The sequence below is a fragment of the Kribbella sp. NBC_01245 genome (genome assembly GCF_036226525.1).
In the GTDB taxonomy this organism is placed as follows: Bacteria; Actinomycetota; Actinomycetes; order Propionibacteriales; family Kribbellaceae; genus Kribbella.
This window is the reverse complement of the sequence record NZ_CP108487.1, coordinates 2449796-2461139: the sequence shown is the minus strand read 5'-3', so window position 1 is coordinate 2461139 and position 11344 is coordinate 2449796. Positions and strand designations below refer to the sequence as shown.

General features: G+C 67.9%; 12 protein-coding genes. 11 read left to right on the top strand and 1 reads right to left on the bottom strand.

Going from position 1 to position 11344, the window contains the following annotated elements; translation table 11 throughout:
• Positions 1 to 11 precede the first annotated feature (11 nt).
• The 5 genes from ftsW (at position 12) to ftsZ (ending at position 6255) form a co-directional block, all read left to right on the top strand.
• A complete protein-coding gene (gene ftsW / locus OG394_RS10855; protein ID WP_328995026.1) occupies positions 12 to 1268 on the top strand; it encodes a putative lipid II flippase FtsW in 1257 nt (418 codons plus the stop codon).
• 5 nt (positions 1269 to 1273) lie between these two features.
• Positions 1274 to 2359, top strand: a complete 1086-nt coding sequence (gene murG / locus OG394_RS10850; RefSeq protein ID WP_328995025.1) for an undecaprenyldiphospho-muramoylpentapeptide beta-N-acetylglucosaminyltransferase — start codon at positions 1274 to 1276, stop codon at positions 2357 to 2359.
• On the top strand, positions 2356 to 3789 hold the full coding sequence (murC, locus tag OG394_RS10845; RefSeq protein ID WP_328995024.1) for a UDP-N-acetylmuramate--L-alanine ligase: 1434 nt from the start codon (positions 2356 to 2358) through the stop codon (positions 3787 to 3789). Before murG ends, murC begins: the two co-directional genes overlap by 4 nt.
• Positions 3786 to 4541 (top strand): cell division protein FtsQ/DivIB, encoded by a 756-nt coding sequence (locus OG394_RS10840; RefSeq protein WP_328995023.1) that lies wholly within the window; start codon positions 3786 to 3788, stop codon positions 4539 to 4541. Before murC ends, OG394_RS10840 begins: the two co-directional genes overlap by 4 nt.
• Positions 4542 to 4764: 223 nt before the next feature.
• Positions 4765 to 6255 (top strand): cell division protein FtsZ, encoded by a 1491-nt coding sequence (gene ftsZ / locus OG394_RS10835; RefSeq protein ID WP_328995021.1) that lies wholly within the window; start codon positions 4765 to 4767, stop codon positions 6253 to 6255.
• A gap of 126 nt (positions 6256 to 6381) precedes the next feature.
• On the opposite strand, the gene OG394_RS10830 is transcribed toward ftsZ, so the two are convergent.
• The gene (locus tag OG394_RS10830; protein ID WP_328995020.1) at positions 6382 to 6885 is read right to left on the bottom strand and encodes an ArsR/SmtB family transcription factor; all 504 of its coding nucleotides are present in this window, start codon (positions 6883 to 6885) and stop codon (positions 6382 to 6384) included.
• 57 nt (positions 6886 to 6942) lie between these two features.
• Here OG394_RS10830 and OG394_RS10825 point away from each other — a divergent pair, with 57 nt between their 5' ends.
• The 6 genes from OG394_RS10825 (at position 6943) to OG394_RS10800 (ending at position 11256) form a co-directional block, all read left to right on the top strand.
• Positions 6943 to 7899: a S41 family peptidase gene (locus OG394_RS10825; protein ID WP_328995018.1), complete on the top strand. Its 957-nt coding sequence runs from the start codon at positions 6943 to 6945 to the stop codon at positions 7897 to 7899.
• Positions 7900 to 7908: 9 nt separating this feature from the next.
• Positions 7909 to 8643 carry a peptidoglycan editing factor PgeF gene (gene pgeF, locus OG394_RS10820; RefSeq protein ID WP_328995017.1) on the top strand — a complete coding sequence of 245 codons (735 nt, stop codon included), beginning with the start codon at positions 7909 to 7911 and terminating at the stop codon, positions 8641 to 8643.
• Positions 8640 to 9353: a YggS family pyridoxal phosphate-dependent enzyme gene (locus OG394_RS10815; RefSeq protein WP_328995016.1), complete on the top strand. Its 714-nt coding sequence runs from the start codon at positions 8640 to 8642 to the stop codon at positions 9351 to 9353. Before pgeF ends, OG394_RS10815 begins: the two co-directional genes overlap by 4 nt.
• 49 nt (positions 9354 to 9402) lie before the next feature.
• Entirely contained in the window at positions 9403 to 9930 is a 528-nt protein-coding gene (locus tag OG394_RS10810; RefSeq protein ID WP_328995015.1) for a cell division protein SepF, read from the top strand.
• Between the two features lie 36 nt (positions 9931 to 9966).
• Positions 9967 to 10272: a YggT family protein gene (locus OG394_RS10805; RefSeq protein ID WP_328995014.1), complete on the top strand. Its 306-nt coding sequence runs from the start codon at positions 9967 to 9969 to the stop codon at positions 10270 to 10272.
• Between the two features lie 216 nt (positions 10273 to 10488).
• Positions 10489 to 11256, top strand: coding sequence for a DivIVA domain-containing protein (locus OG394_RS10800; RefSeq protein ID WP_328995013.1), 768 nt, complete (start codon positions 10489 to 10491; stop codon positions 11254 to 11256).
• Positions 11257 to 11344: the final 88 nt, after the last annotated feature.

Below are 11344 nucleotides of genomic sequence, written 5' to 3'. Positions count from 1 at the left end.
GAGGGGCGACCGTGACCACCGTCCCGGTCCCCGAACGCCGTTGGTCGGACACGTTGCGAAACGTGCTCGACCGGCCACTCACGTCGTACCACATCGTGCTGGGCGCCACCGGTCTGTTGCTGGCGCTCGGCCTGATGATGGTGCTGTCCGCGTCGAGCGTGCTGTCGTTTCGCGTGCACGGCAACAGCTACACGATCTTCAACCGGCAGCTGATCTGGGTCGGCGTGGGTCTGCCGATGGCCTATATCGCCTCCCGGATGACGCCACGCCACTTCCGCATGCTCGCGTACGTCGCGTTGCTCGGGTCCGTGCTGCTGCTCGTGCTGACGTACATCCCGGGCCTCGGTAAGTCCGTGGGTGGTAACCAGAACTGGCTGAGTTTCGGCGGCCCACTCAGGATCCAGCCGAGTGAGTTCGCGAAACTCGCGCTGGTGATGTGGTGCGCGGACCTCTTCGCCCGCAAGCAGGCGCTGCTGACCCAGTGGAAGCACCTGCTGATCCCGATGGTGCCGGTCTGTTCGCTGGTGATCGCGTTGATCATCGGCCAGCGCGACCTCGGTACGTCGCTGGTGCTGATGTCGGTGATGCTCGGCCTGATCTGGATCGTCGGCGCGCCCACCCGGCTGTTCGTGGTGATGATCGGCCTGGTCGGTGCGGTCGCGGGCTATCTCGCCGTCTCGGCCGAGCACCGGATGGACCGGCTCACCTCGTTCATGAACCCGTTCGCCGATATCAAGGGCGACGGCTACCAGGCGGCGCACTCGTTCTACGCGTTGTCCAGTGGTGGCTGGTGGGGCGCCGGTATTGGCAACAGCACGCAGAAGTGGGGCAACCTGCCCGAGGCGCACACCGACTTCATCTTCGCGGTGATCGGTGAGGAGCTCGGGCTGATCGGGTCACTCACCGTGCTCACGCTCTTCCTCGCGATGGCCTATGCCGGGATGCGGATCTCGTTGCGTACAGACGAGCCGTTCATCCGCTACGCGGCGGCCGGAATCACGATCTGGATCATGGCCCAGACGCTCGTCAATCTCGGCGCGGTGATCGGCCTGCTACCCATCGTGGGTATCCCGCTGCCGCTTTTGTCGTACGGTGGGTCCGCACTGCTGCCGACGCTGATGGCGATCGGCATGTTGCTGTCCTTCGCGAAGGCCGAGCCCGGCGCGCAGGCCGCCCTGCGGGAATCCCGCAAGGCCCTGCTGCCTGGGTGGCTGTCGTCGTGGCGCACACCTGGCCGAATTGGCCGTGAGAACTCGCGGGAGCGTTGAGAGCTTTGCCCAGCATCGTCCTGGCCGGTGGCGGTACCGCCGGCCACACCTCACCCCTGATCGCCACCGCCGACGCGCTGCGCCGGATCGACCCGACGATCGACATCGTCGCGCTCGGTACCGAGCGTGGCCTGGAGACCAAGGTCGTGCCCGAGGCCGGTTACCGCCTCGAGCTGATCCCACCCGTGCCGCTGCCGCGCAAACCGACGCCCGCCCTGCTCGCCGTACCGGGCAAGATGTGGGCCTCGGTCACCGCTGCCCGCAAGGTGCTCGACGAGGCCAAGGCGGACGCCCTGGTCGGCTTCGGTGGGTACGTGTCCACGCCGGCCTACATCGCGGCCTGGCGGCGGAAGACGCCGATCATCGTGCACGAGGGCAACGCCGTACCGGGGATCGCGAACAAGTTCGCCGCCCGCTACTGCACCGAGAACGTGGCCGTCTCGTTCCCGGGCACGGACCTGCCGCACGCGCAGTACGTCGGGCTCCCGATCCGTACGGCGATTTCGTCGCTCGACCGGGCGGCCAAGCGCGCCGAGGCCCGCGAGTACTTCGGCCTCGACCCGGACGCGCCGACCCTCTTCGTGACGGGTGGTTCGCAGGGCGCTCAGCGGCTGAACGAGGCCTTCGCGGGCGCCGTCGAGGATCTGCGCGCCGCCGGGATCCAGGTCCTGCACGCGATCGGCCCGAAGAACACCCTCGAGGTCGCGCCCGGGCGCATGCCGTACGTCGTGCTTCAGTACGTCGACCGGATGGACCTGGCGTACGCCGCTGCTGACGCGGTGGTGTGCCGCGCGGGCGCCAACACGGTCACCGAGGTGTCCGGGGTGGGTCTGCCGGCCATCTACGTGCCGCTGCCGCACGGCAATGGCGAGCAGGAGCTCAACGCGAAGGCCGTCGTCGACGCCGGTGGTGGCTTGCTCGTGAACAACGCGGCCGTGACGCCCGACTGGGTGCGCGCGACCGTGCCGCCGCTGCTGCTCGACCGGGCCCGTCTGGACGCCATGTCGGCCGCCGCGAGTGGCTTGATTCGTAAAGATGCGGACGACCGGTTGGCGAAGATGATTCTCGATGTGGTGAGGTCTTCTACGTGATCGTCACCGCTCCTGAATCAACCCTGCCCGCCGAGAAGCTGGGCCGGGTGCACTTCGTCGGTATCGGCGGTGCCGGGATGTCCGGGATCGCCCGCATCATGGCCGCCCGCGGCATCACCGTGTCCGGTAGTGACGCGAAGGACTCGAAGGTGCTCGGCGCGCTGCGGGCCCTCGGTGCCACCTGCACCGTCGGACATTCCGCGGAGAACGTGGCCGACGTCGACACCGTGGTGGTCTCGACGGCCATCCGCGAGAACAACCCCGAGGTCGTCGCCGCGCGCGCGGCCGGGATTCCGATCCTGCCGCGTGCGGCCGCACTGGCCTCGGTGATGGTCGGCCGTCGCACGATCGCGGTCGCCGGTACGCACGGGAAGACCACCACCACGTCGATGCTGACGGTCGCGCTGCAGCACTGCGCCGCCGACCCGTCGTACGCGATCGGTGGCAACCTGAACGAGTCCGGCTCCAACGCCCACGACGGTAACGGCGATCTGTTCGTGGCCGAGGCGGACGAGTCGGACAAGTCGTTCCTGACGTACAGCCCGGAGGTCGCGATCGTGACCTCCGTCGAGCCGGATCACCTGGACAACTACGGCGACGAGGCCAGCTACTACCAGGCCTTCGACGAGTTCTGCGACCGGATCCTGCCGGGTGGGTTCATCGTGATGTGCGCCGACGACGCGGGCGCCCGCGAGCTGACGGAGAAGGCACGCGCCCGCGATATCGACGTACGGACGTACGGCGAGTCCCACGACGCGGATATCCAGGTCACCGCGATCACCGCGGTCGGCGCGACCCAGTCGTTCGTGCCGGTCGTGCGCGGACGGCGGTACCCGGCCGTGCACCTGCGCCAGGCCGGCAAGCACAACGCCCTCAACGCCGCGGCGGCTCTGACCGTTGGCCTGGGCCTTGGCTTCTCCGCCGCCGACCTGAGCGAGGGCCTCGCGTCCTTCACCGGGACGGGCCGGCGGTTCGAGTTCAAGGGCAACGAGGACGGCGTCCGGGTGTACGACTCGTACGCGCACCACCCGACCGAGCTCGCGGTGGACCTGACCGCGGCCCGCCAGGTCGCGGGGGAGGGGCGGGTCATCGCCTGCTTCCAGCCGCACCTGTTCAGCCGGACCCGGATCTTCGCCGCCCAGTTCTCGGAGGCGCTCGCGCTGGCCGACGAGGTCGTCGTGATGGACGTCTTCGCCGCCCGGGAAGACCCGGAGCCCGGTGTCACCGGTGCCCTGATCGCGAACCACGTGCCGCTCAAGCCCGAGCAGGTCCGGTTCGAGCCGTCCTGGTCCGCCGTACCGCAAGTGGTCGCGGATCTGGCCAAGCCGGGTGACCTGGTGGTGACGCTGGGCGCGGGTGACGTGACCCTGATCGGGCCCGAGGTGGTCGGCCTGCTGGCCGAGCGGGCCGAGGCCACCGGTTCCGAATGAGCGACAGCGCTGACCTGGCGCGGTCTGACCTGGCACGGGCGCAGGAGCAGTTCGCGCGCCGGCAACGGCTGGTGCGCTGGCGTGGCCGGTTGCCCTGGATCCTCGGCGGTCTGGCCCTGGTCGTCGGCGGCATCACGGTCTGGTTGTTCTACTTCTCCTCGGTTTTCGCGGTCGCGGGCGTCAAGGTCGACGGCCTGACCACGCTGTCCGAGGACGTGGTCACGAACATCGCGGACGTGCCGACGGGCGAGCCGCTGGCCCGCGTCGACCTGGACCTGATCGCCGGTCGCGTGCGCACGATCCCTTCCGTGGCTGACGTTCTGGTCGCGCGGGCCTGGCCGAACGACGTGGTCATTCACGTGACCGAGCGCGAACCCGTGGTCGTGGTGACGGACGGCAGCCGCTGGGAGCTGGTCGACGCCACCGGCAAGGCGTACCGCACGATCGACACCCGGCCGCCGGGTTTGCCGCAGGCGGTCGTCTCCGGCGTACGGCGGGCGGTGACGGTCCGTTCGATCGTGACGGTTTCGGCCGCGTTGCCGGATGCCCTGCGGGCCCGGGTGATCTCGATCTCGGCCGCGTCGCCGGACTCGATCACGCTGAATCTGGCTGCCGGGGTGAAGGTCGTCTGGGGCAGTGCCGATGACAGTCCGCGCAAGGCCGAGGTACTGAACGTGCTGATGCGGCGAGATGCGAAGGTGTACGACGTGTCGGCGCCGGATCTCCCTGTCACCAAAGGGGAAAAGAAGTAATCGTCACATCCCGGCACCGTGCGGCGGGGCGCGTGGACATTGCCGGATTCGGTCCCGTACCGTGCGGCGTAATCTAAAGTTGACATAAGTCTAACCATCAAGTTGAGGTCGAGTCTTTACATCGGCGAAGATCTCGAAGGCTCCTGGTGGTGTTCGGGAGCAGGCGCAGCTCGGACGGCCATCCGGCCATAACGGGAACAGAACGAGGCGAGAGGCGCGGGACGTGGCGGCACCGCAGAACTACCTGGCACTCATCAAGGTCGTCGGCATCGGCGGAGGCGGCGTCAATGCCGTGAACCGGATGATCGAGCACGGTCTGAAGGGCGTTGAGTTCATCGCCATCAATACCGACGCTCAGGCGCTTTTGATGAGCGATGCCGACGTGAAGCTCGACATCGGCCGTGAGGAGACCCGTGGTCTCGGCGCGGGCGCGAATCCGGCGATCGGCCAGAAGGCCGCCGAGGACCACGCGGAGGAGATCGAGGAGGCGCTCAAGGGCGCCGATATGGTCTTCGTCACCGCGGGTGAAGGCGGCGGTACCGGCACCGGTGGTGCGCCAGTGGTGGCCCGGATCGCAAGGTCCCTGGGCGCTTTGACGATAGGTGTCGTCACGCGGCCGTTCTCCTTCGAAGGAAAGCGGCGCGCGACCCAGGCAGAGGACGGCATCGCCACCCTCCGCGAAGAAGTCGACACCCTGATAGTGATTCCGAATGACCGCCTGCTGACCATCAGTGACCGGGCAGTCTCTGTGCTGGACGCCTTCAAGCAGGCCGATCAGGTGCTGCTGCAGGGTGTTTCCGGCATCACCGACCTGATCACCACCCCGGGCCTGATCAACGTCGACTTCGCGGACGTCAAGGCCGTCATGTCGAACGCCGGCTCCGCGCTGATGGGCATCGGCTCGTCGCGTGGTGAGGACCGGGCCGTCGCGGCAGCGGAAGCGGCCATCTCGAGTCCGTTGCTTGAGGCAAGCATCGAGGGCGCGCACGGTGTGCTGCTGTCGATCGCGGGCGGTTCCGACCTGGGCCTGTTCGAGATCAACGAGGCCGCCCAGCTGGTCTCGGAGTCGGCGCACACGGACGCCAACATCATCTTCGGCGCGGTCATCGACGACGCTCTCGGTGACGAGGTCCGCGTGACGGTCATCGCCGCCGGCTTCGACGGCGGTATGCCGAAGCGTCGCGAGCAGGCCATGAACAGCGCCCGCCCGCAGTCCACCTCGCGTCCTGCCGCCCCGGCTGCTCCGGCCACTCCGCCGCCTGCGGCCCCGATGACTCCTGCCGCTCCGGTTTCAGGTCAGACGCCTCCGGCAGGTGCTGGTTGGCCTTCGACCTTCGCGGGCAACACGCCGTCGTCGAACGGTGCCGCTCCGGCCGCGCCCGCACCGACGCCGTCGGTCTACGGCGGTCCGGTGACGCCTGCTTCGCAGACCTCCGACGACACGGTTCCGGTGCCGACAGCCGGTACGACGCACTCGGCCCGGCCGCAGACCAACGACCCGGCCCGTACGCCGCCGCCCGCCCAGCCGTCGCACCAGCCCCCGCAGCCGCACCAGCCGCAGCCGACTTCCCAGCCGGCGCCGCAGTCGAACCCGCAGTCCACCCCGCCGCCGTACCAGCCCCCGGCCCCCTCCACCCAGCCCCTCCGCCAGGGCCCCACCCGCAAGCCCCCGGTCGAAGACGACGAACTAGACATCCCCGACTTCCTGAAATAGCCCACGCGGCCTGAATTTTTGGCGTTCATTCGTCGGAATCCGCCCTCTCAGCTAGGCGGACCCGCACAGGTCCGCTGACGTTAGAGGGCGGATTCCGACGAATGAACGCCAAAAATGCGTCATGCTTTACGAAGGCGTCTGGTAGACCGTGGCGACGATGCCGTAGCGGGATTCGCCGGGGCCGGCGTCGGGGAGTTCGTCGATGAGTGACTCGAGTCGGGCCGATAGCGCTTCGGCTTGGGACTTTGTGAGGCGCTGGTTGCGGAGCTTCAGCAGCAGGGTCTCGGTCGCGTTCTCCAATTCCCCGGCGACGGCCTGCAGTGTCGGCCCGACGGTCGCGCGCTCGGCCTCCGGGCTGAAGGTCAGCATCCTGGCGCTTCGCCGGTAGTACTGCTCGGTCCCACCCCGCACCTGCCGGGTCTCGACCACCCGCACCATGCCGGCCTCACGCAGCACGCCGAGGTGATGCGCCACATTGCCCTTGCGCGTATTCAGCGATACCGCGAGCTGGCTGATCGTGGCCGGCTCTTGCCCAAGGGCGAACAGCAGCCGGTGCCGCATCGGATGCCCCAACGCCTTGAACTGCTCGGCTGACGCGACCTTCAGCTCCGGATCCATCTCGTCTGTCACCAATCAAGCGTCAAATACTCTTGACGCTTTGTCAAGGCCGGTGCTCTACTGCTCGACATGACCTCTGCCCACGAAATCATCGAAAAGCTCGCCGACCTGGTGAGCGAGCACTACGTCTTCCCCGACGTCGGCACCACCGTGGCTGCTCGCCTCCGGGACAACCTCAAGACCGGTCGGTACGACGACCTGGGCGATCCGGAGGCCTTCGGCGCCCTCGTCACGGCCGACCTCCAAATCGGCAACAACGACAAGCATTTGCGGCTCAAGTTCCACATCGACGAGGTGGTCGACGAGACCGACGAGGGCGCCGAATACGCCCACTACCTGGAGCGTTCCCGGTTGGACGCCGGCGGTATGGCCCGGGTCGAACGCCTGCCCGGCAACATCGGCGTACTCGCGATCCGCCCTTTGCTTTATTCCCCGGAGATGGCCGGTGACGCCCTCGCGGCGGCGATGAAGTTGCTCTCGGCAACCAACGGGCTGCTGCTCGACCTGCGCGGCTGCCTTGGTGGAGACCCGCACATGGTCGCGCTCGTCTGCAGCTACCTGCTCGACGCCGAACCCGTGCACCTCAACGACCAGCACACTCCGGCCACCGGCACGATCAACCAGTACTGGACCGTCCCACACCTCGCCGGCCCTCGGTACGGCGCGCAGCGGCCGCTCTGGGTTCTCACGAGCGGCTCGACGTTCTCCGGTGGCGAGGAGCTGTCGTATAACCTGCAGCAGCTCAAACGCGCCACGCTGATCGGTGAACGCACTCGCGGTGGAGCCCATCCCCGCGAGGGCTTCAAGCTGCACCCGCATCTCGAGGCCACGATCCCGGTCCAGCGCTCGGTGAATCCGATCTCCGGCACGAACTGGGAGGGCACCGGCGTCCACCCCGAGTACGCCGTACCGGCTGAAGAGGCGTTCGGTCTGGCGTACCGGCAAGCCCTCGACCACGTGCTCGCTGATCCGGCGACGTCTCGCGCCCTGAGGGACGAAGCGGCGGCAGTGGGTGCGACCGGCTAGGGTTTGTGGGTGTTCGGCTTTGATGCAGTGATCGACGAAGTTCGGTTCGCTTTCACCGATCGGTACGGCGGGGTGAGCCAAGCGCCGTTTGCCGAGCTCAATCTCGGCAGTGCCAGTGGTGACGACGTCCAGGCCGTCGCGGAGAACGTGCGCCGCGTCGCGCACGAGTTCGGCGTCGGGCACGGCGCGCTGATCCGGGTCAGCCAGGTGCATGGCGCGGACGTGCATCACGTCGGACCGGACGCGGATCTGACCTTCGGTTCGCCGATGGCCACGGCCGACGCGATGGTCACCACCCGGACCGATGTCGCGTTGTGCATCCGCGTGGCCGACTGCGTGCCGATCCTGCTGGCCGATCCGGTCAACGGCGTCGCGGGCGCGGTGCATGCGGGCCGCCCCGGGATGGTCGCGGGCGTCGTACCGGCCGCGGTCAACGCGATGCGCGAGCTCGGCGCCGAGGACATCCTGGCCATCGTCGGGCCGCACGTGTGCGGCAGCTGCTACGAGGTGCCGGCCGAGATGCGCGACGAGGTGGTCGCCAAGGTGCCCGCGTCGTACGCCGAGACGAGCTGGGGTACGCCGGCGCTGGACGTCGGTGCGGGCGTGGCGAGCCAGCTGGCCGAGGCGGGTTGTAGGGTGACGGACGCGTCGCGTTGCACGATCGAGTCCGCCGACCTCTTCTCGTACCGCCGGGAGGGCAAGGCCAGCGGTCGCCTGGCCGGCGTGGTGAGATTGCTGCCGTGACCGATCGCCTGACTGAGCTGAAGGAAAACCTCGAGCGGGTCCGGCGGTCGATCGCCGACGCCTGTACGACGGCCGGGCGGTCGCCGGACGAGGTGACGCTGGTCGCGATCACCAAGACCTTCCCGCTCGACGATGTGCGTGCCCTGGCTGCCCTCGGCGTCACCGACGTGGGGGAGAACCGGGAGCAGGAGCTCAAGGCCAAGGCGCCCGAGGCGCAAGACCTGGACGTGACCTGGCATTTCGTCGGGCAGCTCCAGTCGAAGAAGGCCCGCTCGGTCGTCCGGTACGCCGACGTCGTGCATTCGGTCGACCGGCTTTCACTCGTGACCGCGCTATCCCGTGCGGCGTCCAGCGAAAGCCGGTCGATCCGGTGCCTGCTACAGGTGAGCCTCGAGGAGTACGGACCGGGCTCAGCTGGGGGCTCCCGTGGTGGCGTCGAGCCTGGCGACGTACCGGCGCTTGCTGACGCGGTGGCGGCCGCCGAGGGGCTGGAGCTCGGTGGCGTGATGGCCGTCGCGCCGCTCGGTGGCGACCCGGCGAAGGCCTTTGACGGACTCGCCTCCGTAGCGGCCCGGCTACGCTCCGATCACCCTGGTGCGGACTGGATCTCGGCGGGTATGAGCGAGGATCTCGAGGCCGCTATCACACGTGGGGCGACACACGTTCGCCTCGGGCGCGCATTACTCGGAACGCGTCCTGTGCTGGGTTAGTGTCGACACCGAAGTATCCGTCCTGGATCGACCGAAAGGCTGGAGGGCCATGAGCGGCGCGCTGCGCAAGATGGGTGTGTACCTCGGCTTGGTCGAGGACAGTGATCGTTACGGCTCGCGCTATGACGACGACTACGACGGTTACGACGAAGAAGACGAGTTCACCGACGACGACGAGGACGTGCAGTCCGAGCCTGACGAGGCCGAGCCCGCTGCTCAGCGCACGACCGAGCCGAACGGAAAGGTCAGCAAGTTGTCAGATCGGCGCGGTGTCTCAGCTGCCCCGGAGGTTACCGAGTTGGCCCGCATCACCACCCTGCACCCGCGGACGTACAACGACGCGCGGGTGATCGGGGAACACTTCCGGGACGGCACGCCCGTGATCATGAACCTGACCGAGATGGACGACGCCGATGCCAAGCGTCTGGTGGACTTCGCTGCCGGCCTGATCTTCGGCTGCCGGGGCGCGATCGACCGGGTCACCTCGCGGGTGTTCCTGCTCTCCCCGCCGAACGTCACGGTCACCGCGGAGGACAAGGAACGGATCGCCCAGGGTGGATTCTTCAACCAGAGCTGACCGGTTGCCACGTCAGTCTTCTACACTCGGACTGACATGAATGCTCTGGAGCTCGTCCTCATCATCCTGTACTGGGTGCTACTGGCCTTTTTCTTCGTGCTGGTGGCCCGGTTCGTGCTCAGCCTGATCGTGATGTTCGCGCCGCAGTGGCACCCCAAGGGGCCGCTGTTGCTGCTGTTCGAGGTTGTGTACTCGGTCACGGACCCCTTCTTGCGGCCGCTGCGCCGCATTCTGCCGCCGATCGGCGCGGGCGGGGTCCGGATCGACCTGTCCATGCTGATGTTGTTCGTCCTGGTCTCCTTGGCCATGTCGATCAACACGACCGCGCTCCGCTCGATCTGACCACCGGCGGCCGGAATGAGGGCGGCATCAGGGTGGAAATCAGCGTGGATGAACCCGGGAGGGCTGGGTAAGAGCAGACCAGAGTGACACGGATCGGGAGGGTTTTCCCCTGCCCCGATTCCGTCAGAACACAACGAAGCGATAACGTGATCTACTGAGGTCGCCGAGGTCCTGCTCCACGGGGGCCCGCCAAGACACAGACAAACGAGGTGAAAGATGCCGCTGACGCCGGATGACGTCCGTTCGAAGCAGTTCACTCCCGTCCGCTTACGGGAGGGCTACGACGTCACTGAGGTCGACTCCTTCCTCGACGAGGTGGAGGCTGAGCTCGAGCGCCTCCTCGCGGAGAACGAGGAGCTGCGGGCCAAGCTCGCGGCAGCACAGCGTGCCGGTGGTGGAGACCGCCAGCCGGATGCCACCGCCAGCCTGGCTGCCGTGGCGCCGAAGCCTGCTCCCGTGGTCGAGAAGCCCGAGGAGAAGGCTCCTGCCCCCCCGCCAGTCGTCGCTCCGGCCGTAGCCGCTGCGGGGGCTGCTGCGGCGGCAGGGACCGTCGGGGACGCCTCCAGCTCGGCCGTGCGCCTGCTGGAGATGGCCACCAAGCACTCCGACGACCTGGTCCAGGAGGCGAAGGACACCGCTGACAAGATCATCGGTGAAGCTCGCGCCAAGGCCGAGCGGTTGGAGAACGAGGCTCGTGGCAAGGCCGACCGGATGACCGGCGAGGCCCGTGCCCGCGCCGAGAAGCTGGACGGCGAGATCAGCGAGCGTCGCGCGCAGATGCTGGGCACCCTGGAGAAGCAGAAGGGCCAGCTGGAGCGCACGATCGACGACCTGCACGCCTACGAGCGCGAGTACCGCAGCCGTTTGAAGACCTACTTCACCGAGCAGCTCAAGGCTCTCGGCAACGGCGACGACACGCTCAGCCCGCGCAACGGCTTCCGCCCGGAAGCCACCCGTGCGCAGGCCCACGGCCACGGCGTCTGATCTGAGCTAGACGAGTAAGAGGCGGTGCCTTCCGGCGGCACCGCCTCTTCGTCATGCCCACATCGTGAGACAGCTTCCTCTTTTTTGC